General features: G+C 71.6%; 22 protein-coding genes. 11 read left to right on the top strand and 11 right to left on the bottom strand.

Going from position 1 to position 23,210, the window contains the following annotated elements; all coding sequences use genetic code 11:
• Window positions 1–17: 17 nt before the first annotated feature.
• On the bottom strand, window positions 18–1,226 hold the full coding sequence (locus tag ACZ7M7_RS20265; RefSeq protein ID WP_472118729.1) for an ROK family protein: 1,209 nt from the start codon (window positions 1,224–1,226) through the stop codon (window positions 18–20).
• Between the two features lie 24 nt (window positions 1,227–1,250).
• Window positions 1,251–2,696, bottom strand: coding sequence for a xylulokinase (gene xylB / locus ACZ7M7_RS20260; protein WP_472118726.1), 1,446 nt, complete (start codon window positions 2,694–2,696; stop codon window positions 1,251–1,253).
• Window positions 2,697–2,888: 192 nt separating this feature from the next.
• Between xylB and xylA the strand changes: the two genes are divergently transcribed.
• On the top strand, window positions 2,889–4,055 hold the full coding sequence (gene xylA / locus ACZ7M7_RS20255; RefSeq protein WP_472118722.1) for a xylose isomerase: 1,167 nt from the start codon (window positions 2,889–2,891) through the stop codon (window positions 4,053–4,055).
• Between the two features lie 420 nt (window positions 4,056–4,475).
• Entirely contained in the window at window positions 4,476–4,751 is a 276-nt protein-coding gene (locus ACZ7M7_RS20250) for a hypothetical protein (RefSeq protein ID WP_472118719.1), read from the top strand.
• A gap of 41 nt (window positions 4,752–4,792) precedes the next feature.
• On the opposite strand, the gene ACZ7M7_RS20245 is transcribed toward ACZ7M7_RS20250, so the two are convergent.
• The 3 genes from ACZ7M7_RS20245 to ACZ7M7_RS20235 form a co-directional block, all read right to left on the bottom strand.
• Window positions 4,793–6,157: an esterase-like activity of phytase family protein gene (locus tag ACZ7M7_RS20245; protein WP_472118716.1), complete on the bottom strand. Its 1,365-nt coding sequence runs from the start codon at window positions 6,155–6,157 to the stop codon at window positions 4,793–4,795.
• A 222-nt stretch (window positions 6,158–6,379) separates the two neighbouring features.
• Complete coding sequence (locus ACZ7M7_RS20240) at window positions 6,380–7,675, bottom strand: SWF or SNF family helicase (protein ID WP_472118713.1); 1,296 nt, start codon at window positions 7,673–7,675, stop codon at window positions 6,380–6,382.
• On the bottom strand, window positions 7,672–10,539 hold the full coding sequence (locus ACZ7M7_RS20235; protein ID WP_472118711.1) for a DEAD/DEAH box helicase: 2,868 nt from the start codon (window positions 10,537–10,539) through the stop codon (window positions 7,672–7,674). Before ACZ7M7_RS20235 ends, ACZ7M7_RS20240 begins: the two co-directional genes overlap by 4 nt.
• 376 nt (window positions 10,540–10,915) lie before the next feature.
• On the opposite strand from ACZ7M7_RS20235, the gene ACZ7M7_RS20230 reads away from it, so the two are divergent.
• Window positions 10,916–11,098 carry a hypothetical protein gene (locus ACZ7M7_RS20230; protein WP_031114931.1) on the top strand — a complete coding sequence of 61 codons (183 nt, stop codon included), beginning with the start codon at window positions 10,916–10,918 and terminating at the stop codon, window positions 11,096–11,098.
• Here ACZ7M7_RS20230 and ACZ7M7_RS20225 read toward each other — a convergent pair whose 3' ends face one another.
• The 3 genes from ACZ7M7_RS20225 to ACZ7M7_RS20215 form a co-directional block, all read right to left on the bottom strand.
• Window positions 11,099–12,496 carry a tannase/feruloyl esterase family alpha/beta hydrolase gene (locus tag ACZ7M7_RS20225; protein ID WP_472118708.1) on the bottom strand — a complete coding sequence of 466 codons (1,398 nt, stop codon included), beginning with the start codon at window positions 12,494–12,496 and terminating at the stop codon, window positions 11,099–11,101. It lies immediately after the preceding gene.
• A gap of 203 nt (window positions 12,497–12,699) precedes the next feature.
• Entirely contained in the window at window positions 12,700–13,635 is a 936-nt protein-coding gene (locus ACZ7M7_RS20220; protein WP_472118706.1) for a hypothetical protein, read from the bottom strand.
• A 135-nt stretch (window positions 13,636–13,770) separates the two neighbouring features.
• On the bottom strand, window positions 13,771–14,067 hold the full coding sequence (locus tag ACZ7M7_RS20215) for a hypothetical protein (RefSeq protein ID WP_383599090.1): 297 nt from the start codon (window positions 14,065–14,067) through the stop codon (window positions 13,771–13,773).
• Window positions 14,068–14,157: 90 nt separating this feature from the next.
• On the opposite strand from ACZ7M7_RS20215, the gene ACZ7M7_RS20210 reads away from it, so the two are divergent.
• Entirely contained in the window at window positions 14,158–15,054 is an 897-nt protein-coding gene (locus tag ACZ7M7_RS20210; protein ID WP_472118703.1) for an oxygenase MpaB family protein, read from the top strand.
• Here ACZ7M7_RS20210 and ACZ7M7_RS20205 read toward each other — a convergent pair.
• Complete coding sequence (locus ACZ7M7_RS20205; RefSeq protein WP_383599085.1) at window positions 15,040–15,564, bottom strand: PadR family transcriptional regulator; 525 nt, start codon at window positions 15,562–15,564, stop codon at window positions 15,040–15,042. The two genes, ACZ7M7_RS20210 and ACZ7M7_RS20205, sit on opposite strands and share 15 nt — an antisense overlap.
• A 143-nt stretch (window positions 15,565–15,707) precedes the next feature.
• On the opposite strand from ACZ7M7_RS20205, the gene ACZ7M7_RS20200 reads away from it, so the two are divergent.
• The gene (locus tag ACZ7M7_RS20200; RefSeq protein WP_472118699.1) at window positions 15,708–16,463 is read left to right on the top strand and encodes an alpha/beta fold hydrolase; all 756 of its coding nucleotides are present in this window, start codon (window positions 15,708–15,710) and stop codon (window positions 16,461–16,463) included.
• 4 nt (window positions 16,464–16,467) lie between these two features.
• Here ACZ7M7_RS20200 and ACZ7M7_RS20195 read toward each other — a convergent pair whose 3' ends face one another.
• Window positions 16,468–17,067 carry a class I SAM-dependent methyltransferase gene (locus ACZ7M7_RS20195; protein ID WP_472118696.1) on the bottom strand — a complete coding sequence of 200 codons (600 nt, stop codon included), beginning with the start codon at window positions 17,065–17,067 and terminating at the stop codon, window positions 16,468–16,470.
• Window positions 17,068–17,219: 152 nt separating this feature from the next.
• On the opposite strand from ACZ7M7_RS20195, the gene ACZ7M7_RS20190 reads away from it, so the two are divergent.
• From ACZ7M7_RS20190 to ACZ7M7_RS20170, 5 genes are all read left to right on the top strand, one after another.
• A complete protein-coding gene (locus ACZ7M7_RS20190) occupies window positions 17,220–17,993 on the top strand; it encodes an MHYT domain-containing protein (protein ID WP_472118693.1) in 774 nt (257 codons plus the stop codon).
• 65 nt (window positions 17,994–18,058) lie between these two features.
• Window positions 18,059–20,581: a sensor histidine kinase gene (locus ACZ7M7_RS20185; protein WP_472118690.1), complete on the top strand. Its 2,523-nt coding sequence runs from the start codon at window positions 18,059–18,061 to the stop codon at window positions 20,579–20,581.
• Window positions 20,578–21,015: a roadblock/LC7 domain-containing protein gene (locus tag ACZ7M7_RS20180; protein WP_383599072.1), complete on the top strand. Its 438-nt coding sequence runs from the start codon at window positions 20,578–20,580 to the stop codon at window positions 21,013–21,015. The genes ACZ7M7_RS20185 and ACZ7M7_RS20180 overlap by 4 nt, the downstream gene beginning before the upstream one ends.
• Window positions 21,016–21,038: 23 nt before the next feature.
• Window positions 21,039–21,452: a DUF742 domain-containing protein gene (locus ACZ7M7_RS20175; protein WP_383599069.1), complete on the top strand. Its 414-nt coding sequence runs from the start codon at window positions 21,039–21,041 to the stop codon at window positions 21,450–21,452.
• Between the two features lie 123 nt (window positions 21,453–21,575).
• Window positions 21,576–22,178, top strand: coding sequence for a GTP-binding protein (locus tag ACZ7M7_RS20170; RefSeq protein ID WP_383599067.1), 603 nt, complete (start codon window positions 21,576–21,578; stop codon window positions 22,176–22,178).
• Window positions 22,179–22,265: 87 nt separating this feature from the next.
• Here ACZ7M7_RS20170 and ACZ7M7_RS20165 read toward each other — a convergent pair whose 3' ends face one another.
• Complete coding sequence (locus tag ACZ7M7_RS20165; protein ID WP_328429320.1) at window positions 22,266–22,694, bottom strand: PPOX class F420-dependent oxidoreductase; 429 nt, start codon at window positions 22,692–22,694, stop codon at window positions 22,266–22,268.
• Between the two features lie 96 nt (window positions 22,695–22,790).
• Between ACZ7M7_RS20165 and ACZ7M7_RS20160 the strand changes: the two genes are divergently transcribed.
• A complete protein-coding gene (locus tag ACZ7M7_RS20160; RefSeq protein ID WP_383599064.1) occupies window positions 22,791–23,204 on the top strand; it encodes a roadblock/LC7 domain-containing protein in 414 nt (137 codons plus the stop codon).
• Window positions 23,205–23,210: the final 6 nt, after the last annotated feature.

The following is a 23,210-nucleotide window of genomic DNA, read 5'->3' as shown; positions in this document are numbered from 1 at the left end:
CCCAGCTCCGTCGGGGCTCAGGCCCGCTCCGCCACCACCGCGGGATCGTCCAGCACCGCCCGCACCACGGAATGCGCTGCCCCCAGCAACGGCCCCTCCGGCCCCAGCCGCGACACGGACACCGGACAGGCCGGCCCCGCGGTGCGCCGGTCCAGCTCGGCTTCCAGCGACGGCAGCAGCCACGGCGCCAGCCCGGCCAGCGCGCCGCCCAGCACCACACTCTCCGGGTCCAGCAGATTGACCGCGCCCGTCAGCGCGATACCGAGCGCCGTTCCCGCGTCGTGCAGAGCCCGCCGTACGTCCTCGTCGCCGTCGGCGGCACGGTCGGCGAGCAGGCCGACGCGGTCCTCGCCCGGCTCCAGCCCGGCCGCGCGCAGCACCGCCTCCTCGCCGGCGTACTGCTCCAGGCATCCGCGCCCCCCGCACGGACACGCGGGTCCGTCCGGCTGGACCGGTACATGGCCCAACTCGCCCGCGAAACCGTGTGTCCCGCGCAGCAGCCCGCCGTCCACCACGACCGCCGCACCGATGCCGATCTCCGCCGACACGTGCACGAAGTCGCGCGGAGTGCCGTCGCCGAGCCAGAGCTCGGCGAGCGCGCCGAAGTTGGCCTCGTTGCCCACGCTCAGCGGGTAGTCCACGGGCAGCAGACCGCCGAGGTCCGTGTCCCGCCAGTCGAGGTTGGGGGCGCGCACGACCGTGCGGGCGTCCCGCGCCACCAGACCCGGCACAGCTATCGCCAGACCGGCGGGCCACAGTCCCTCGTGCTCGGCCTCGGCCACGACCTGGCGCACCAGCTCGCCGAGTTCCGCGATCACCGGTGCGGGCGCCCGGCCCCGATTCGCCCCGTGTCGCACCTCCCGGGACCGCACCTCGCCCCGCAGATCGACAGCGCAGACCGCGAGATGGTCGACGCCGACCTCCGCACCGATCCCGGCCGGACCGTGTCCGCTGACGGCCAGCGCCGAGCCGGGGCGGCCCACCCGGCCGGGCCGCTCCGGACCGAGTTCCTCCAGTAGACCGGAGCGGATCAGCTCGTCGACCAGGGTGGACACTGCCGCGCGCGTCAGCCCGATACGGGAGGCGACGGCGGCACGCGAGAGCGGACCCTCGGCGCTGACGGTGTGCATCACCCGGGCGAGATTGCGGCGGCGCATGCCCTGCTGGGTGTTCGGCAGCGCGCGCCCGGCTCCGGTCGGGTGGGCCTCGTGCAGCGGTGCGGTCATGCCTCCGTCAATCCTCGTCAGTCCTCAGTGAGTCTCGGGGCTCCGGTCCAGCAGCGGGGCCGCGTCGGAGAGTACCCCGCTGATCCTGGCCAGCGTCTCGTCGTCCCGCTCCACGGCGTCCAGCACGGGCCCGCGCGTGGTGTTCCAACGCCGGGCGACCGCGGCCGGATCCTCGCCGGTCAGCAGGCCGGCCGCCTGGGCGGCGGCTCCGAGCGCGACCAGTTCCCTGGCCTCGGGGACCTGCACCGGGCGCCCCGACAGCCGTCGTACGGTCTCCTGCCAGGCCGTACCCCGGGCGCCGCCGCCGATCAGCAGCAGCGGCGCGGAGCGGTCCGCGTCCTCGTCCAGGACCAGGTCCAGGGCGCCGAGCAGCGCATGGACGGCCCCGTCGTAGGCGGCCTGCAGGAGCTGGCCGGCGGTCGTGTCGTGGCGTAGGCCGTGCAGCAGACCGGAGGCGTTCGGCAGGTTCGGGGTGCGTTCGCCGTCCAGGTAGGGCAGGAGTGTGAGGCCCGTGGTGGGTTCCACGGCCTCGCGGTCGAGGCCCAGCAGGGTCGCGAGGCGGTCGACGGCGAGCGTGCAGTTCAGGGTGCAGGCCAGGGGCAGCCAGTCGCCGTGCGCGTCGGCGAAGCCCGCCACGGTGCCGGTCGGGTCGGTGGGGCGCCGCCTCGATACGGCGTACACCGTCCCCGAGGTGCCGAGACTCAGTACGGGCATACCGGGCCGCAGGCCGAGGCCCAGTGCCGCGGCGGCGTTGTCCCCGGTGCCGGGCGCGACCAGGGTGCCCTTGGAGAACGGCAGCTCGTGGCTGTCGCGCACGGTGCCCGCGATCTCGCCGGGCCGTACCACTCGGGGCAGCATCGCCGGATCGAGCCCCACGCGCGCGAGGATCTCCTCGTCGTACGACTCCGTCCCCGACGCCCACCAGCCCGTACCGGAGGCGTCGCCGCGGTCGGTGGTGCCCTGTCCCGTGAGGCGTTCGGTGAGGTAGTCGTGGGGGAGGCGTACGGCCTTGGTGGCCCTGACGGACTCCGGCTCGTTCTCCGCGAGCCAGGCCCACTTGGTGACCGTGAAGGAGGCGGCCGGGACGGAGCCCGTGCGCTCGGCCCAGAACTTCGCGCCGCCCAGTTCCTCGGTCAGGCGACGGGCCTGCGGCGCCGAGCGCACGTCGTTCCACAGCAGGGCCGGACGCACCGGCTCACCCCGGTCGTCCAGCGTGACCAGGCCGTGCTGCTGCCCGCCGATCGACACCGCCGCGGCCTCGTGCGCGGCGTCGCCGCACTGGCGCAGCGCCTCGCACAGTGCGTCCCACCACTGGCGTGGATCGCTCTCGCGTGCGGCGCCGGAGGACACCGTGTGCGGCGCCTGGCCGCTCGCGACGACCTGCCCGGTCGACGCGTCGACGACCAGCGCCTTGGTGGACTGGGTGGACGTGTCCACGCCGACGACGAGCGGACCCTCGGCTGCTGACATCGGGCTCTCCCTTTTCCGCGGCTCTGCGGGAACCGGCCTGCTGTTTCGAGGGTGCCCGGAGCGTCAAGACCCGGACCTCACCCCTTCGGGGACATCTTGTCCCTTCCCAGGGACGCGTCGGCATACTAATTTGTAAACTGCCATGACGAAATAGTCGTAGCAAGCAGTCGTCAGCAAGCGAGGAGCCGCGGCATGAGCTACCAGCCCACCCCCGAGGACAGGTTCACCTTCGGCCTGTGGACCGTCGGCTGGCAGGGACGGGACCCCTTCGGCGAGGCCACCCGCCGGGCCCTCGACCCGGTCGAGACGGTGCAGCGCCTGGCCGAGCTCGGCGCCCACGGCGTCACCTTCCACGACGACGACCTGATCCCCTTCGGGTCCTCGGACACCGAGCGCGAGGCGCACATCAAGCGCTTCCGCGAGGCACTCGACGCCACCGGCATGAAGGTGCCGATGGCCACCACCAACCTCTTCACCCACCCCGTCTTCAAGGACGGCGCGTTCACCGCGAACGACCGCGACGTGCGCCGTTACGCCCTGCGCAAGACGATCCGCAACATCGACCTGGCAGCCGAGCTGGGCGCCAGGACCTACGTCGCCTGGGGCGGGCGCGAGGGTGCCGAGTCCGGCGCCGCGAAGGACGTACGTGTGGCTCTCGACCGCATGAAGGAGGCCTTCGACCTCCTCGGCGAGTACGTCACCTCCCAGGGGTACGACCTCAAGTTCGCCATCGAACCCAAGCCGAACGAGCCGCGCGGCGACATCCTGCTCCCGACCGTCGGTCACGCGCTGGCGTTCATCGAGCGCCTGGAGCGCCCGGAGCTGTACGGCGTCAACCCCGAGGTCGGGCACGAGCAGATGGCCGGGCTCAACTTCCCGCACGGCATCGCGCAGGCGCTGTGGGCGGGCAAGCTCTTCCACATCGACCTCAACGGCCAGTCCGGCATCAAGTACGACCAGGACCTGCGCTTCGGCGCCGGCGACCTGCGTGCCGCCTTCTGGCTGGTCGACCTCCTGGAGAGCGCCGGTTACAGCGGGCCCCGTCACTTCGATTTCAAGCCGCCGCGGACCGAGGACCTCGACGGCGTGTGGGCGTCGGCCGAGGGCTGCATGCGCAACTACCTCATCCTCAAGGAGCGTTCGGCCGCCTTCCGTGCCGACCCGGAGGTCCAGGAGGCCCTGCGTGCCGCGCGCCTGGACGAGCTGGCGCAGCCGACGGCGGCGGACGGCCTGAAGTCGCTGCTCGCGGACCGCACGGCCTTCGAGGAGTTCGACGTCGAGGTGGCCGCCGCGCGCGGGATGGCCTTCGAGCATCTCGACCAGCTGGCGATGGACCACCTGCTGGGTGCGCGCGGCTGAGGCCACGCGCGCGTGCCCGACCGCGTGTGACCCGCCTGTCCAGAGGCCAGTCACACGCGGGACGGGCAATGAGTGCCGGTAATGGGTGCCGGTGATGGACCGGTCTCCGCGAGGAATGTTCCGGAATCGTGCGCTCCACGGCATGGGCCCGTATCAACTCCTGAGAAGGGCTCGCGTCCTGACCGGGACGACGCGAGTCTTGTCGGTATGGCCATGCCGCCCGTACCGCCTCAGCCGCCAGGACCGCCGGGTGACACGCCGCCACCGGGTGGTGGCTTCGGACCGCCTCCCGGAGGCTACGGTCCCCCTCCGGGGGACAGCGGCCCACCCACGTACGGTGGTTGGCCGCCCCCGGAATCACCCGACGGAGGCGATGGACCGAGGCGGCGGACGCCGCTGTTCATCCTGCTCGCCGCAATCGTGGCCGTCGGGGCAGTCGTGGCCGTGGTGCTGATGTTCTCCGGGAGCGACGACTCGCCCGACGAGAAGTCGCCCGCCGGGAGCACCAGCAGCTCGCCCAAGCCGTCCCTCAGCATCCCGACCGAGCTCCCCAGCAAGCTGCCGAGCGAACTGCCGACATCACTGCCGTCAGGGTTTCCGACCGAACTGCCGTCGGGGTTCCCCTCCGAGCTGCCGAGCGGCTTTCCGAGTGATCTCGAATCGCTGCTCCCGTCGCTCACGGACGAACTGCCCTAGGGCGCCGCTCCCGTCCCGGGCGGGCGAGCTGCCCCAGGTCGTCAGATGCCGCGCGGCAGCCGGACGTAGATCACCGACGTCTCGATACCGCTGTCGACGAGCCTGCCCTGGGCGTCGAACGCGCCGTCGCCGTCGGTCATCCCGAAGTCGTTGTCGTTGATGAGGGCCAGTGTGTCGCGGTCCACGCGCGCGATGCCCTCGATCTTCCCGGGCACACCCTTGACAGTGCCCAGGTCGACGACCAGCCGCTTGGACAGCACCGGCACACCCGAGGCCGCCGGGTCGTCGAGCTGCTCCAGGGACGGTGACGTCGTGTCGTCGTCCCAGGGGCCGCCGAGGATGTTCGCCGCGCGGTCCAGGCGCACCAGGTGCAGCCGCGCGGCCTTGTCGGTGCGCTCCTCGACCAGCAGCCGATTGCTGCCGACGGCCACGACCGAGGAGATCTTCAGCTCGGAGGGGTCGTCCTCGCTCGGGTCCACCACGTTCACCGGGTCGAAGCGGTACGTGTACTCCGCGGTGACCGCTTTCTTCTTCGGCGAGAAGCGCAGCAGGCGCGTGGTGCGAGAAGCCTCCCCGGCATCCGTGTCCGGCAGGGACAGCGGGCTCTGCACGGCCATCACCAGGTCGCCGCCGGGCAGTTGGGCGAGCCCTTCGAAGCCGCGGTTGATCTTCCGGTGCAGCAGGACGGAGGGCAGAGCCTCCACCACCGGGTAGCCCGCGCCGGTGAGGCCGAGCCCCTTGGGGGCGTAGCGCGTGAGGACCTTCCCGCGCGCGGAGACGTGCACAAGGGAGGGCCCGTACTCGTCGACGAGCCAGAAGCTCCCGTCGGCGGCCCGCACGATGCCCTCGGTGTCCAGCCCGTTCGGGTTGTACGCCAGAGGCGTCCGCGCGTCATAGGAGTACGGCGCCTCGTCGCGGCTCGCCTGGTTCGACAGCCCGGTGACGGGCTTCCCGGAGGTGGTCGTGATCGGGATCGCGTCCAGCACCCGCACGTCGCCTCCCGCCACCCGGATCTTCACGATCGCCGGATCGAAGCCGGGCACGGGGAACGTCCGCCGCTTTGTGCCGTCCACCTTGATCTGGCCGTTGGGGCCGCGGTCGGTGACGGTCCAGAACTCGCCCTTGCGGCCCGCCGGGTAGATGTCGCTGCCGATGCCGCCCAGGTCCACATCCCGGTCGTTGCCGATGCTGCCGGGCAGCAGCGCGTTGCTGAACGCGCCGAGCGGGATGTCGCCGAGCGTTGCCGTGTGCACGACGTGTGCGGCGCGGCTCTTGCTCGCGATGCCGCCCTTGTTCCCCGCGCCGGTGGCGGGACCGGCAGCCGCGAGCGCCGCGATCACGGCGAGGGGTACGCCCCCGGCGACGAGACGTTGGGCGTGGCGCCGGCCGGTGGCATGCGGGGACATCGGGCCTCCTGAAGACCAAGTTGTCTGACAGCGGCCAGATTTGAAGCTCAGGCGGAACGCCGTGCGACTGCGGCATGAACGCGGGGCGACGACCGCTCGTCGAGCCGACGTCGGTCTCCCTCGAGTCGGCCGCTCCAAGGAGACCGAACTCGCCCAGCAGCCGTGCTCGTTCGCCGCATGTCGTGCTTCAGGCGGGCACTTGGCGGGGCCGCCCGGCATGACTTACGGCTGTGCCTCCTCGGTCTTGATCTGCGCCGAGGCCAGAGCCGTTGCCGGATCGTGCGCAGGGCCCCCTGCGGGCACCCAACGGCTTCGGTCCTTGCGGTACGGCCACCAGCGTCCGTCCCGCCCCAGGCGTAGCTGACGTGGCGCGCCGACGACCGTCCAGCGGTTGCCCTTCGCCCGCAGAGTCGGCCGTTCGTCCTCGTCCCAGGCCGAGTCGAGGGCAGCACGCGCGCGTGCGAGCGTTTCGCCCTCGACGGTCCACTCCTCGTCGAGCACGGACAGCGCGACGACTCCTCCGAGTCGCCAGGCGCGCACGGCCGTCGCCAGCCCTTCCCGGCCGCGTCCCGATCCGTCGGCCAGCCGCTCCGCCACGTCGGCGACAGGGGCGCCTGCGGCGAGGCGCACCGCGTCCTGGTCGGGCGTCAACTCCACTTCCCCGGCCTGCTGTCCCGGACCCGGCCGCAGCGCCTCCGCGAGCATGCGGTGCGCTTCGGCGGCCGTCCGGGCAGCCAGGAACTCCAAGGCAGCCGGGTCGACACCGGGCGCGGGAGGCGTCTCGGTGTCCAGGGACGGCGGCACTCCCGGCTCAGCGGGCAACTCGGGCAGGGCGGGCAGCGGCGGCAGGATGTCGCCGGTCGCATACGCCTCAGCGGCATCCACGCCTCCCGCCTCGGGCGAGGTTGACGCCTCGGACGACTCGGACGAGGGGGTCGCGGGGGCGGCGCTACGGGCCTGCAGGTCGTCCAGGAGCTCGCGCTCGCCCCGTCCGCGCATCAGGAGCAGGATGAAGGGGTCCTGGTCCAACAGCCGTGCCACCTGGTAGCAGAGGGCCGCCGTGTGCCCACAGTGGTCCCAGGCGCCACAGCCGCACTCAGGCTCCAGATCGCCCATGCCCGGCAGCAGTTCGATGCCCCTGGCGGCCGCGTCCTCCACCAGATGCGGTGGCATGTCGCGGTCCAGCAGCGCGGCGACATGCCCGGCCCGCTCGACGGCCATGTCCAGAAAACGGTCCCACTGTTCCGCGGACATCTCCTCCAGCAGCACGTCGGCCCGGTGCGCCGTACGGTCGCGGCCCTGCACAACCGCCGTGATGCGGCCTGGCCGCACCGACACCGCGCCGACCGCTCCCGCGCGCGCGAGCCTGCGGCCGGCCTTGAGCTGCCCAGAGTCCAGTGCCGACTCCTCCAACGCCTGCAGCCAGGCCCGTCCCCACCATGTCTGGGCGAATCCCCGCCCATGCGCGGGCGGCAGCGCGGCGAACGTGCGCTCCAAGTCACCGTCGTGTCGAGTCATCGGGCGCCCCCTCGCAGTTCCACCAGATCGGCCAGCTCCGCGTCCGTCAGCTCCGTGAGCGCAGCCTCGCCCGCGCCGAGCACCGCGTCGGCCAGCTTCCGCTTGCGGCTCAGCATGTCGGCGATGCGGTCCTCGATGGTTCCCTCGGCGATCAGCCGGTGCACCTGTACGGGCCGGGTTTGGCCGATGCGGTACGCGCGGTCGGTGGCCTGCGCCTCGACCGCCGGGTTCCACCAGCGGTCGTAGTGCACGACATGTTCGGCGCGGGTGAGGTTCAGGCCGGTTCCCGCGGCCTTCAACGACAGCAGGAAGACGGGCACTTCACCGTCCTGGAAGCGCCGCACCAAGGCCTCACGCTCGGCCACCGGTGTTCCGCCGTGCAGGAACTGCGAGGGCATGCCACGAGCCGCCAGATGCTGTTCGATGAGGCGTCCCATGCGCACGTACTGCGTGAAGACCAGGACGCTCGCTCCCTCGGAGAGGATGGTGTCGAGCAGCTCGTCCAGGAGCTCGAGCTTCCCCGAGCGCCCGACGATCCTCGGCCGCTCCTCCTTGAGGAACTGCGCCGGGTGGTTGCAGATCTGCTTCAGGCCCGTCAGGAGCTTCACGATCAGGCCGCGCCGGGCCATGCTGTCGGCGCCGGAGATCTCCGCGAGCGTCTCGCGGACCACTGCCTCGTACAGGCCTGTCTGCTCCGTGGTGAGGGACACGGCACGATCGGTCTCCGTCTTCGGCGGGAGCTCCGGCGCGATGCCCGGATCCGACTTGCGGCGGCGCAGCAGGAACGGGCGTACGAGCCGGGCGAGACGCTCCGCGGCAGCCGGGTCCTGGCCGCCCTCGACGGCCTGGGCGTAGCGCGCGCGGAAGGTGCCGAGGCGGCCCAGCAGGCCGGGCGTCGTCCAGTCGAGGATCGCCCACAGCTCCGACAGGTTGTTCTCCACGGGGGTGCCGGTGAGCGCCACGCGCGCGCGTGCGCCGATCGAGCGCAGCTCCCGCGCGGTCGCCGAATACGGGTTCTTCACGTGCTGGGCCTCGTCCGCCACGACCATGCCCCAGGCCACCCCGGCGAGCCGACGCGCGTCCAGCCTCATCGTGCCGTACGTGGTGAGCACGAACTCCCCGTCCGCCAGGGCATCCAGGTCACGCCGTGACCCGTGGAAGCGGCGCACGCGTGTGCCGGGCGCGAACTTCTCGATCTCGCGCTGCCAGTTGCCCATCAGGGAGGTCGGACACACCACCAGCGTCGGGCCGGCGGACGAGGCGTCGGACTGCCGGTGCAGATGCAGCGCGATGAGCGTGATCGTCTTGCCGAGACCCATGTCGTCGGCCAGGCAGCAGCCCAGGCCGAGGGACGTCATCCGGGCCAGCCAGCTCAGGCCGCGCCTCTGGTAGTCCCGCAGGGTGGCCTCGAGCGCGGCAGGCTGGCCCACCGGGTCCTGCCCCTCCGGGTCCGCGAGGCGCTCGCGCAGCGCCGCCAGCCAGCCCGTGGGCCGGACGTCCACCTGGCGGCCGTCCACCTCGGTGGAGCCCGTCAGCGCGGCGCCGAGCGCGTCGATGGGCGTCACTTTGTGGTCCTGGTGCGCGCGGGCGCGGCGCACCTCCTGAGGATCGACGAGGACCCACTGGTCGCGCAGCCGCACCACGGGGCGGTTCGCCTCGGCCAGCCGGTCCAGCTCCTCGCGCGTGAGCCGCTGGTCGCCCAGTGCGAACCACCAGTTGAAGGCGAGCAGCGCGTCGGCGGTCAGGAACGACGGGGTGTCCGAGGACACCCGGCCCGGCGCGGACTCCTCGTCCGGCGGGCCGATCACCGCGCGGGCGGTGAGGTTGCGGGTCAGCTCCTTGGGCCAGTGCACATCGACGCCGGCTCCGGCGAGGGCCCGAGCGCCCTCCTGAAGGAGGCCGGTCACCTCGTCGTCGGCCAGTTCCACCGCGTCCGGCACGGCCGCCGAGAGCAGCGGCGTGAGCGGCGCCCAGGCGCGAGCCGCGCGGCGCAGTGCCAGCAGGGCGTCCAGCCGCGCGCGTGGGCCGAAGGCGCCGGAACCCGCCCACACGTCGGCGGCGTCGGCGACGAGCGCCGGATCACGCACGCTGTGCAGCTGCAGAACAGCTCGGAACGAGAGAGCCGCGGCATCCTGCGGTGCCGTGGCGAGGCCGGGCACCTCGAGCCGCAGGGAGAGCCGTACGCCCGCGTCGTGGCCCGCGGCGACATCCGCGGCCCATGCGCGCTGTTCGGGCACGTGCTGCGACTCCTGGGCCGCGTAGGCGGGAGCGCCCGTGACGAGTTTCGCCGCGGGGGAGCGGGGGAGTGCGTCGGCGACCGCGTCCAGGAAGGCCCGCAGCAGCCGTTCCGGATCCGGCAGCATCAGCGGCTCCACGTCGCCCAGCGGCACGGCATGCGCCTCGGGAGGCATCGCAGCGGCGAGGGCCCGAACGCGTTCGACGTCCTCGGGGCGCAGAGGGCCGGCGCGCCAGGCGTCGTGATCGTCCGCCGAGAGGCCGGGCAAGAGCAGTCCGCGAGCCACGAGTTGCAGGGCGAATACGGTCGCCGTGCCCCAGAAGACGGCCGCTCGGTGAGCCTGCGCGGACGCACGCGCGCGCGTGAGCACAGGCAGGGCGGCGCGTACCGGCACCAGGACGGTCGGCACGCTCACCAGCTCGACACCGTCCTCGCCGGGCAGGGCGACGGTCAGGTCCTCGACGGTCAGATCCTCGGCGGAACGGGCGGCGGCGAGCGGAACAGCGCCCCCGTCAGCTCGCCAGAAGGCGACCCGGCCGGTGCGGGCCGGGTCACCGGGTACGAACACGGCACAGCAGTCGGCCAGGTCGGAGATCTCGGACGGTGTTGCCTCGGAAAGCCTCGGCACAGCTCTGCAGCACTCCTCAAATTTGACTACCCAGGATCGAGTGGCCGAGGATACAGCAATCGACGGCCCAGTCGAAATGTGAGATCTATGATCTGAGTCACTCTCCGGTCGGCGTGGGTATCCCTCTTGTGCGGAATCCGGCGCGTCGATCGGGCAACGAACATCGGACACTGGCCTTCGGGCATCGGCCTTCGGGCATCGGCCTTCGGGCTTCGGCCAACGGGCAAGGGGCATCGGACAACGGTCGTCACCGGATCTCCGCGACCAGTAAGGGCCGTACCTCAGGGTCGTCTCAGGGTCGCGGTTCGGAACCGCCGGAAGCGCGGGCCCGTTTTCAGGACAGAGAGCGGCAGTGGCCGCGAAGGAGGCGACGCACATGTCGAAGAACGCGAAGATCGCCGCGGGAGGTGTGGCGGCCGGTCTCATCCTGTTGATCTGGCTGCCCTGGTGGGCCGCGCTCCTGATAATCCTGGGAGTCCCGGCCGCCGCCTACCTCACGCTCGACCCGTCCCAGCGGCGCAGGCTGCGCCGCGCCACGCGCAAGGAACTCGGTCGCTGATCATCGCCCGGCCGTTGGTGCGGCCGGGCGGGACAGTGCGCAGGAATTGAGCACATCGCCGCTCGCGGGCCTGCCGACGGTATGGTCCGCGGGCGGTCGGGTGCCCCGCTCCACCCACGCGACCAGCGTGTCGAACGCCGACCGGTAGCAGGGCAGGATCGGCCGGAGCCGGTCCGGATAGGTGTCGTACAGCCCGTCGACATGCGTGCCGCCCGCGATCGTGAAGTACCGGTGCAGTGGGCCCCGCCCGCTCGCGTCCACCATGCCTGCGTACACGTCCGAGTCGGCAGCCTTCGGCAGCAGCGCGTCCAGATCGCCGTGCAGCGTGATCAGCGGTTTGCCGATGCGCCCGGTCAGAGCGACGCGGGCCACAGCGCGACGGACGGACGCCGGGCGCGACGCGTAGTCGTACGTGGCATCGGAGGCGCACGGTGCCAGGATCTGCTCCGGCGTGGTCCCGGCGGACGGGCCTGGACAGCCGGGGTCGTATGCCGGGTCGAACTCGGCACGGTAGATCTTCTGCGTGACGCCCCAGTAGGCCTGCTCGTGGTAGGGCCACAGAAATTCCGAGCCGCGCGCGAAGCCGACCGCGTACAGGTCCTCGTCGCGTGCGGAGCCGAGCATGCGTGCCACTGCGGTGGGCAGCGAGGTCAGCAGGTTGGGGCCGTCAGCGGTCCACAGGGCGCCCTCCCAGTCCACGCCACCGTCGTACAGCTCGGGATGGTTCTCCAGCTGCCAGCGGGTGAGGTAGCCGCCGTTGGAGATACCGGTCATGTACGTACGTCGGGGAGCCTGCCCGTAGCGCTGGGCCACCGCCTTGCGGGCGGCCCGGGTGAGCTGAGTGGTGCGCGCGTTCCACTCGGCGACCGCGTCACCGGGCCGCTTGCCGTCGCGGTAGAAGTCGGAGCCGTTGTTGCCCTTGTCGGTCGCCGCGTAGGCGTAGCCCAGCGCGAGAACCTGATCGGAGATCGCCGTGTCCGTCGCGTACTGCCCGCGGGTGCCTGGGGCGCCGGTGACGACCAGCCCGCCGTTCCAGCGATCCGGGAGCCGGATCACGAACTGTGCGTCGTGACGCCACCCGTGTGTGGCGTTGAAGCGGGAGGAGTCCGGGAAGTAGCCGTCGATCTGAATACCGGGCACTCCGGTCGGGGTCCGGGTGCCCCGTGCCGTGAGGCCGGCCTGGTCGGCCATGTCGGTGTAAGGCGTGCCGGCGAGCCCCGACGTGGTCAGATCCGGAAGGCAGGCGCCCTGCTGGAAGGCCGCGCCGGGCACCCGTACGAGTTCCTGACGGGCGCAGTGCTGCTCGCCGACCGCCGTGGCTGCCGCGGGAATCGGCCGGCTGAGGACGCCGGCCAGCAGTGTGGCGGCGAGGAGCGGAACACCTCGGGACAGGCGCATGACGGCCTCCAGGCAGAAGGGACGGGCACATGAGGGAGCGGAGCCGTGAAGGCTGCCTCATGGTGCGGTCCTTCTGCCGAGCCATCCATGGGTTGGGGCCACATGTGACGCTGCCGCCGAGTGGGGTCACCAGACACCGGCAGGTCCGTCCGGGCACACTGCTGTGCCCCTCGGTGCGCAGGTCAGGAGGGGTTTGGGAGAGCTCAGGAGGGGCGTACCGCCATCTTGTCGAGCGCTTCCAGGAGGCCGGGCAGTTCCGCGCCGCGGCCCACCGGCAGGACCTCGCCGGGCTCGTCGTCGAGGAGCACGAAAGCGATGTCGTCGGTCCTGGCGACCAGCGACCAGCCCGGGCCGTCCGCGCGCAGGGTCCGCGCGTCGCCCGAGGCGAAGGAGGACCGGACGCGACCGAGGGGCGGCGGGGACTCCACGTACGCGCGTGCCTCGGCGAGCACGCGCCGGATACCGCTGTGGCCGCCCTGCTTCTCGGTCTCCTCGGTCTCCTCGGTCTCCTCGGTCTCCTCGGTCTCCTCGGTCTCCTCGGGCTCTTCGGTCTTCTCGGCGTTCTCGGCCTCTGGTCCCTGGACCTCGGCGTCGTCCGCGTCCTTGGCGGTGTCCGCCCCGGCGCCCGGCGTCGCGAAGTCGGCGTCGTCGATCTGTTCGCGCCATGTCGCCCACTGCAGGGCGATCTCGTCGGCGCCCAGCCGCCGCTGGGCCGGCCCCCACACGCTCGTGTCCGGCGGCGCGAGGGGCGGACCGTCAGCGATCTCGGGGTCGGGATCGTGCGGCGCGGGCACATTCGGGGCGGCGACGGCGACCGCGAGGGGCCAGCCGGGCAGCGCGGCCACGACCGTACGTTCGTCGGGCGACAGGTCGTACTCCATGCCGCAGTCCCAGGACGCGATGGCGACCGCGACCAGGGAGACGTCGTCGATGACGACCGTCCACCGGGCGCCGTCGCCGTCCTGGCCGATGACCAGGCCGTATCCGTCGGCGAGCGGCGCGAGACCGAGCGCCGCGCAGGCCTCCGGGTAGTCGTCGCCCAGCACGCTCGGGAACTTCGCCGGCGTCAGCAGCACCGCCGTGAGCACGTACAGCGCATCGTCCTCGGCGGCGACGGCCTCCTCGTCCGTCTCTGCCATCCCAGCCTCCCCATCGGTTCGTCCATCGGCGCGCACCCTAGTGCGACCGGAAGCCGCTTGTCACGACTCCCAGGCACACCCGGAGCTGCAGTTTTCCGGCCGGTCGGGGCGAATCGACCGAGATCGTCCGCGGTGTCAGGCCGCCGGGAGCCCGAGGAGGGTCCGGGCGACGGCCTGCGGAGACTCGTCGCGTTCCCGGGCGAGCGCGATGACGGCCCGGCACGCCAGTTCGCTCACCCCGAACGACAGCGCCTCGGGAGACACCCAGCCGGCGGCCTCGTCGATCTGCTCCTGGTCGTCCTCCGCGCAAGCCGACACATACACGGCGGCGGCCTCGAAGAGGTTGTGCGCACGCTTGTCCTTGCCGGTGTCCGCCTCCGTGCGAAAGGAGCGGAGAACTCTCGCACACCACTCCCGCACCCTGCCCCACATAGTGACCACCTTCCCCCTGCGTGACTGATCGTCCATCTTCCCCTACTCAACGTAGAGTTGGAGCCTCGGCGACAGAAGGGGGACAGCACGGTGAAGCGCTTCGAGCGGCTCGAACAGATCCGGCGGATGGACCCGTTCCGCGAAGCTTCGGAGATCTACCGGCTCACCTCGGCGTACGAATTCCCGTGGGACTTCACGCGGGCGCTCGAGCTCGCGCTCTACCGCACGTACGCCGTGCCAGCCATCGGCCGGCTGCTCGCCGAGACAGCCGAGCTGACCGACCGCACGCAGAAGCGCTACGACGACACCTCGCTGCTCCTGGGTGCCGTCGTCGAGCACGGTTTCGACAGCGAGCAGGGTCGCACGGCGATCCGTCGGATCAATCAGATGCACGGCAGCTACGACATCAGCAACGACGACTTGCGGTACGTACTGTGCACGTTCGTCGTCATGCCCAGGCGGTGGATCGACGCCTACGGCTGGCGCAGGCTCTCCCGCCACGAGATCATCGCCTCCACCGTCCACTACGGCACGCTGGGCGGGTCCATGGGCATCCAGGACGTCCCCGAGTCCTATGAGGATTTCGAGACCTGCCTCGACGCCTACGAGGCGGCCCGCTTCGGCTGGGACGAGAATGCGCGGCGGGTCTCGGACGCGACGCTCGACCTGATGGCCTCCTGGTACCCGCGCCCCCTCGCGCCCCTGCTGCGCGCCTCGACACTCGCCTTGCTCGACGACTCGCTCCTGCGTGCCTTCCGTTACCCGACGCCGAGCGCGGCCACCCGCACCCTCGTGCGACGAGCGGTACGCGCGCGTGGCCGTGCGGTGCGTCTGCTGCCGCCGCGCCGGGCGCCGCACTTCGCGCGGCAGAACTGGGAGATCAAGGGCTACCCGAACGGCTTTCGGCTCGATGATCTCGGCACTCGTCCGGTGCCTGGCGTCCACGGCTGCCCTGTGCGGCAGATCGGCCCGTCAGCCGTCGAGTGAAGCGATCGTCTCGCGCAGCCATGTGAGTTCGGCCCTGGAGGTGGCCCGCGCGATGGTCAGGATGCCGCGCCGGAAGGGATCGTCCAACTCCTCGGCGCCAAGGGGCCGATCACCGTCGTAGAAGAAGCTCGCGGGTTCTTCGAGGAAGGTCAGCCGGCGTCGCAGCACCGCGGACTGGGCCGCCGAGTCGTCCAGGTGCCGCAGGAAGGCGAGCACCGTGAACCACCGGTTCTCGTCGCTGATGTCACGCGGGTCGGGCTCGGCAAGTCGGCGGCGCAGTTCCTGACGGCCCCCTTGGGTCAGCGTCAGGACGTGACGCGGAGCGGCCACTGCCCCGGGCTCCGTGGCGCGGGCGAGCAGGCCGGCCTTCTCCAGCCGCTTGATGGCGGGGTACAGCGTGCTCTCGGCGACCGGTTTCACGTGCCCTGTCAGCGCCGTGAGGCGCTTGCGCAGTTCATAGCCGTGGAGCGGGGTGTCGTAGAGGAATCCGAGGATGGCGAGCTCCAGCATGCTGACATTCTCGCTCACCTCCGTTGTACATCCAACACGGTATACATCGAAGTCTTGATACATCGGCGGCGATGTATATCGTTGAGTCCGTCGACATGACGAAGTCGGCAAGGCGTGGCCGACCAGGTACCCAGGAGGACGCGATGAGGCAGGCCGATTTCGACGGCAAGGGCAGCTGTATCCGCTGGACGGAGACGCCGGGAGAGGAACCCGCGCGCGTGTACGTGCACGGGCTGGGGGCGGTCTCCTCCGTGTACCACGCCCACATCGCGGCGCGGCCCGAACTCGCAGGACGACGGAACCTGTTCGTCGATTTGCCGGGGCATGGCATCAGCGACCGGCCCGAGGGCTTCGGCTACCGGCTGGAGGACCACGCCGATGCCTTGGCCGCGGCTCTGGACGCGGCGGGGGTGAGCGACGCGGAGCTGATCGCGCACAGCATGGGCGGTTCCGTCGCCATTGTGCTGGCCCACCGGCGGCCCGACCTCGTCTCCCGGCTGGTGCTCACCGAGGCCAACCTCGACGCCTCGCCTCCGCCCAGTGCCGGGAGCGCGTGGATCACGGCGTACGGGGAGGTGGAGTTCGTCGGTGAGGCGCACGCGCGCGTGCTGGAAGCGGTCGGGCCCCTGTGGGCTGCCACCATGCGCTTGGCCGACCCGCGCGCCCTGCACCGCAGCGCCGTGGGGCTGCGGCGCGGTTCCGAGCCGATCATGCGCGACATCCTCGAAGGACTGACGATCGACCGCGTGTACCTTCAGGGCGAGCTCACCGGTGAACTCCCGGGCAGTGCAGCCCTGGAGGCTGCGGGCATACATGTGGTGACCGTGCCCGGTGCCGGCCACAACGTCATGCTCGACAACCCGGACGCCTTCGTGGCGGCCGTCGCCGGGCAGAGCTGAGACCTCAGGACTCCCGCACGGCCAGCGCCAGGAAACGGTCGTCCTCGTCGACGTACGACGTCATGCGCCACCCCGACCCCGCCAGCAGCGGCCGGAGGTTGGGCTCGGTCCGCAGGTCGTCCGGGGTGATCTGCCTGCCCTGGCGCGCCGCCAGCGCCGCTCTGCCGATCGGGTGGAACAGCGCGAGCGTGCCGCCGGGGCGCACCACACGTGCCAACTCCCGCAAGTTCTGCGCCGGATCGGGCAGGTGCGCGATGAGGCCGGCCGCGAACACGGCGTCGAGCGACTCCGACCGCAGCGGCAGCACGGCCACGTCGGCAAGCATCAACTGCCCCTCCGCGTCGCGTCCGGCCTGTACGGCGGCCTCCAGCATGGCCGGGGTCAGATCAGCCCCGAGGACCAGTCCCGAGGGCCCCACGGCGGCACGCAGCGGCGGCAGGGCGCGCCCGGTGCCGCAGCCCGCGTCGAGCACGCGATCCCCCTCGCGCAGTCCGAGCGCGGCGGCCGCGGCCGCGTAGGCGGGCCCGTCGTCGGGGAACCGACTGTCCCAGTCGGCGGCGCGGGCCCCGAAGAAGTCCTGCACATGTGTGTGGTCGTCGCTCATGTTCCGCATGATCCCTCACCGTCACGGATGACGCCGCTGTGCACACGTTCGAGCGTGACGCGATCGTTCCGCTGCATCTCCGTGTCATATTCCAACAGCTTTCGAAATGCGCCCCTCGCGCGCGCCCCTGCCCCGGCTAGCGTCCCGGGGCCATGGGACACCTGGACCACGCCGCCCTCGGCTGGCTGACCCCCGTACTGTCGTATGCGATGGCGTGCATAGGCGCCGCGCTGGGGCTTCGTTGCACCGTCCGCGCCCTCGGCGCCACCGGTCGCTCCCGCCGCAACTGGCTCATCACCGCCGCCTCGGCGATCGGCACCGGCATTTGGACCATGCACTTCGTTGCCATGCTGGGCTTCAGCGTCCGCGGCACCGACATCCGCTACGACGTGCCGCTCACCATCGTGAGCCTGCTCGTCGCCATGGCCGTCGTCTGCGCAGGCGTCTTCGCGGTCGGATACAGCCGCGACCGGACCCGTGCGCTCTTCCTCGGCGGGCTCACCACCGGGCTCGGCGTCGCGAGCATGCACTACCTGGGCATGGCCGCCGTACACCTCCACGGCGACGTCACCTATGACGCCGTCCTCGTCGGAGTGTCCGTGCTGATCGCCATCGTCGCGGCGACGGCGGCCCTGTGGGCGGCGCTCAACATCAAGTCGCCCGTCGCTGTCACCATCGCCTCCCTGATCATGGGTGCGGCGGTCAGCAGCATGCACTACACCGGGATGTTCGCGGTCAGCGTGGACGTCACACCCGCCGGTGCGGTCCTGCCCGGGGCCACGGCGATGCAGTTCATCTTCCCCCTCGCCGTCGGCCTCGGGTCGTACCTCTTCCTGACCTCCGCCTTCGTCGCGCTGTCGCCCACCACGGGGGAGCGTGCGGCATCCGCGTCGGCTCAGGGATCGGTCGAGAGCGTCGCCGGCTAGTGGCGGGGCCGGACCGGCGACGGCCAGCGAAGACCCGCCCCGAACCACTTCCGAGCGAGGAGGCCATGCGTACACCCCGTAGGACCACCGCAGCCGGCGCCGGGACGCCGTCACCGCCCCCCGCGCGCGGTCGCCGCGCCCATGCCGGACCGCCGGCCGACGAAGGCCCCGACGCGACCCCGGGCGTGCCGCCCGACGACATACCCACGCGCGCGGAGCGCTGGCGCATCCGTCCGCGCACCGTCCGCGCCAAGATCGTCTGCCTCCTGATGGTGCCGGTCGTCTCGCTGCTGGCCCTGTGGGCCTACGCCACCGTCACCACCGCCCAGGACGTCTCCAGGCTGCGCCAGTTGCAGCGCGTCGACTCCGAGGTCAGGACGCCCACCGCAACCGCCGTCGCTGCCCTGCAGGCCGAACGCGAGGCCGCCGTGCGCTACGCGACCGACCCGTCCGCCGGACAGAGCGACGACCTCAAGAAGCTCGCGCAGGACACCGACAAGGCGGTGGCGCGGCTGCGGCTCGGCGACCGCAACACGGTCGCCGACGGCGAGGAACTCCCCGCCGGAGTCGCCCGACGACTCGAGGCCTTCGTCAGCGGCGCCGAGCAACTGAGCTCCGTACGAAATGCCGTTCTCGACCGCCACGCGGGCTGGGACGAGGTGTACGGGCGGTATACGACGACCATCGCGAGCGCGTTCTCGGTGGGCGGTGCGCTCACCGGCATCCAGGACGCCGAACTCGGCTCCGACGCGCGCGTGCTGCTCGAATTCGCCCGCGCCGGCGAAGCATTGGCGCAGGAGGACGTGGTGCTGGACAGCGCACGTCTCGCCGGGCGCCTCGACGGCGAGCGGCTGCGGCTGTTCACCGGCGCCGTCGACACCCGCCGTACCCTCCTCGAGGCGGCCGTCGCCGACCTGCGCGGCCCGGAAGGCGCGGCCTGGCAGAGCCTCGCAGACGGCAGCGCCTACGCGGCCGTCGTCGCAGTCGAGGACAGGGTCCTGGCCACCGCACCGGGCGCGCGGGCGATCGACGCGGCCGGGGAAGCCACTTGGGGCCAGGCACACGCACACGTACAGGACGCGATGCGGACGATCGAGCAGGACGCCGGGCGCGGTGTCGCCGATCGCGCCGACCCGTTCACCCGCGGTCTGCTCACCCCGGCCGGCGCCGCCGTGCTCCTCGGCCTCGCCGCAGTGGCCGCCTCACTCGTGATCTCCGTCCGCATCGGCCGCGGCCTTGTCGTCGAGCTGGTGAGCCTGCGCAACACCGCCCTGGGGATCGCCCGGCGCAAACTCCCCGAGGCCATGCGGAAGCTGCGCGCCGGCGAGGAGATCGACATCCGGGCCGAGGCGCCGCCCGGGCCCCCCGCCGAGGACGAGACCGGTCAGGTCGGCGAGGCCCTGGGCACCGTCCACCGAGCCGCGCTCCGGGCCGCCGTCGAGCGCGCCGAACTCGCCAGCGGCATCTCCGGCGTCTTCGTCAACCTCGCCCGCCGCAGCCAGGTCCTCGTGCACCGCCAACTGAGCCTGCTGGACAGCATGGAGCGGCGCTCCGACGACCCGAACGAACTCAGCGACCTCTTCCGGCTGGACCACCTCACCACCCGCATGCGACGCCACGCCGAGAGCCTGATCATCCTCTCCGGGGCGGCGCCCGGGCGGGCCTGGCGGATGCCGGTGTCCCTGACGAACGTGGTCCGCGCAGCCGTCTCCGAAGTCGAGGACTACGCGCGCGTGGAGGTACGCCAGCTCCCCGAGGCGTCCGTCATCGGCGGGGCCGTCGCCGACCTCACCCACCTGCTGGCCGAGATCGTCGAGAACGCCGCCCAGTTCTCACCGCCCCACACGCGGGTGCGCATCACCGGCGAGCCCGTCGGCAACGGCTATGCCGTCGAGATCGAGGACCGCGGCCTCGGCATGGGCAAGGAGACCCTCGCCGAGGCCAACCGGCGCATCGAACAGTCCGAGGCGCTCGACCTGTTCGACAGCGACCGGCTCGGCCTCTTCGTGGTCAGCAGGCTCGCGTCCCGGCACGCCATCAAGGTGCACCTGCGCACCTCGCCCTACGGCGGCACCACCGCGGTCGTTCTGCTGCCCACGGCCCTGCTGCACAACGCCGCGGCGGAACGTTCCCCCGAGAAGTCGCAGGGCACCGATCGGCACGCAGAACACGAGTACGCGCGCGTGCCCGCCGCCGAACCACGCCAGGAGGCCGTCCACGCGGTCGCCGACCGGCCCGCGCTGGTGGCGCCCGCACCGGCCGCGGCGCAGCCCCACACCGACACCCCACCTCCGGGAGTCACCACCTTGCGACTGCACCGACCCCCGGACGATTCCGAAGCCTCCGACGACCTCCCGCGCCGCGTACGGCAGGCAAACCTCGCACCCCAGCTGCGCGAGGGACGCCCCGACGAACAGGCAGGGACGACCGCCTCCCACGAGGACGGCCGTCGCACCCCCGAACTCGTCCGGGACCGCATGGCGGCCTACCGCGACGGCTGGGCACGCGGCGGCGGCAGGCAGCCCGGTCGCGGCGTTACGCCCGATTCCAGATCCCGCAGCGACAGCAGCGAAGGAGACCCCGCATGATGCAGGATCCGAGCACGAGGGCCGCCCAGCGGTCCGGTGAACTCGACTGGCTGCTGGACGACTTGGTAATGCGCGTCAGCGAGGTACGGCACGCCGTGGTGCTGTCCAACGACGGGCTCGCCGTGGGCGCCTCCAGCGACCTCCGCCGTGAGGACGCCGAGCACCTCGCCGCGGTCGCCTCGGGCTTCCACAGCCTGGCCAAGGGCACCGGACGGCACTTCGGCGCCGGCGGCGTGCGGCAGACCATGGTGGAGATGGACGACGCCTTCCTGTTCGTGGCGGCCGCGGGCGACGGCTCCTGTCTCGCCGTCCTCACCGCCGTGACCGCCGACATCGGACTGGTGGCGTACGAGATGGCACGACTGGTCAAGCGCGTCGGCGAGCACCTCTACGCACCGCCGCGCGCGGCCGCGCGACCGCCCGCGGCGGGATGAAGCCGGAAGGGCGGTCCGCGCACATGACCGAGGACACGACGGGCGCCCCGCGCGAACAGGGCAGCCAGTGGTACGACGGCGAGGCCGGGCCCCTTGTCCGTCCGTACGCCATGACGGGCGGACGCACCAGACCCGGCCCCACGGGCGTGCGCTTCGATCTGATCGCCCTTGTCACCCTGGACGCCGCCGCACCCGCTGCCGACGACGACACGTCGCTCGGGCCGGAACACCGGGCCCTCATCGAGCTCTGCCGACCGGAGACGCAGTCGGTCGCGGAACTCGCCGCGGGCGCCGATCTGCCCGTAGGGGTCGTCAGGGTGCTCCTGGGGGACCTCCTGGAACTCGGCTGCGTGACCGTCAGCCGTCCGGTACCGCCCGCACAGCTTCCTGACGAACGGATTCTGCGCGAGGTGATCGAAGGATTGCGGGCGCTGTAGATGACATTTCGCAACCAGGCGGCAAGAAGCGGTCCAATCCCACGAAGGGCAACCGCAGTTGTCATGATGCTGACTTCGCACAGTGACCTCGACCGATACCGGCACTCCCGAGAGAAGTGAACGATGGTCTCCGAGCACTCCGACGCCACCGACGGCGAGACCGCGCTGGCGTTGAAGATCCTTGTCGCCGGCGGATTCGGCGTGGGCAAGACCACCCTGGTGGGCGCGGTCAGCGAGATCCGGCCACTGCGCACCGAGGAAATGCTCAGTGAAGCCGGGCAGTGGGTGGACGACACCGACGGCGTGGACCACAAGGTCACCACGACGGTCGCCATGGACTTCGGGCGCATCACGATCCGGTCCGGCCTGTCCCTCTACCTCTTCGGCACACCGGGCCAGGACCGCTTCTGGTTCCTGTGGGACGAACTGTCACAGGGAGCCCTCGGTGCGGTGGTCCTCGCGGACACCCGGCGCCTGGAGGACTGCTTCCCCGCAGTGGACTACTTCGAGCACCGGCACATCCCGTTCGTCGTGGCCGTCAACTGCTTCGCGGGCGCCCGGGCCTACGGCGCACAAGACGTCTCACGCGCCCTCGACCTGGACCGGGGAACACCCGTGGTGCTCTGTGACGCCCGGGACCGCGACTCGGGGAAGGAGGTGCTGATCCGGCTCGTCGAGTACGCCGGGCGGATGCACACCGCCCGGCTGCTCGACTCGGTGGGCTGACCGGCTGCGTGGATCCGGCCGGCTTGGTGAGCCGCCCGGCGCCTCAGCCGCTGTCGGCCCGTGATTCGATCGGCGTTCGCGCCACTGCTATTCGGCGACGCTCTTCTCCGCCAGGACCTTGTCGATCGTGACGCGCACGAGGAGTTCACCCGGCACGCCGTTGCGGGCCCCGAACTCCTCCGCGCGCTCCTCGCCCATGTAGCGCGCGCCGATACGACTCGCCCAGTGACGCAGCTCGTCGAGATCCTCCGAAATCCGGGCGCGGCCCTGCAGCACCACGAAGTCGTACGGCGGCCGGTCGTCGTCCACGCACAGCGCCAGCCGGCCGTCGCGAACCAGATTGCGCCCCTTGACACTCGACTTGCCGGTGTTGAACACCAGCTCTTCCCCGTCGAGCACGAACCAGATCGGCGTCACATGCGGACTGCCGTCGGCTCGCACGGTCGACAGCTTTCCGGTGCGTGTGCCCTGCGAGACGAACGCCCGCCATTCCTCATCGGTCATCTTCTTCGCCATGCCCCCATCCTCCTTGCCCGAGGGCCGGATCGTCGGGAAGGGTGGCGAAGAGTTCCTCCGGTGCAGGGGGAGACATCTACACGGGGAGACCGGATCATGGCGCAGAACCAGGGACTTGGCTGGCTCCTGGACGACCTGACGGAGCGCGTCGATCACGTACGGCACGCGTTGGTGCTGTCCAACGACGGTCTGGTGACGGGCGCGAGTACGGGATTGCGGCGCGAGGACGCCGAGCACCTGGCCGCCGTCTCGTCCGGGCTGCACAGCCTGGCCAAGGGCTCCGGACGGCACTTCGGCGCGGGCAAGGTGCGTCAGACGATGGTCGAGTTCGACGAGGCCGTGCTGTTCGTGACGGCGGCGGGCACCGGCAGTTGTCTGTGCGTGCTCAGCGGCGCGGAGGTCGACATCGGCCAGATCGCCTACGAGATGACCCTGCTCGTCAACCGGGTCGGTGAGCACCTCGACGTGGACGCCCGACAGCCCGAGCGGACACCTCTCACAGATCTCTGACCTGCT

The sequence above is a fragment of the Streptomyces sp. NPDC111606 genome, assembly GCF_055656945.1.
The sequence above is the reverse complement of the archived record's forward strand: the minus strand, read 5'-3'. Positions and strand labels throughout refer to the sequence as shown.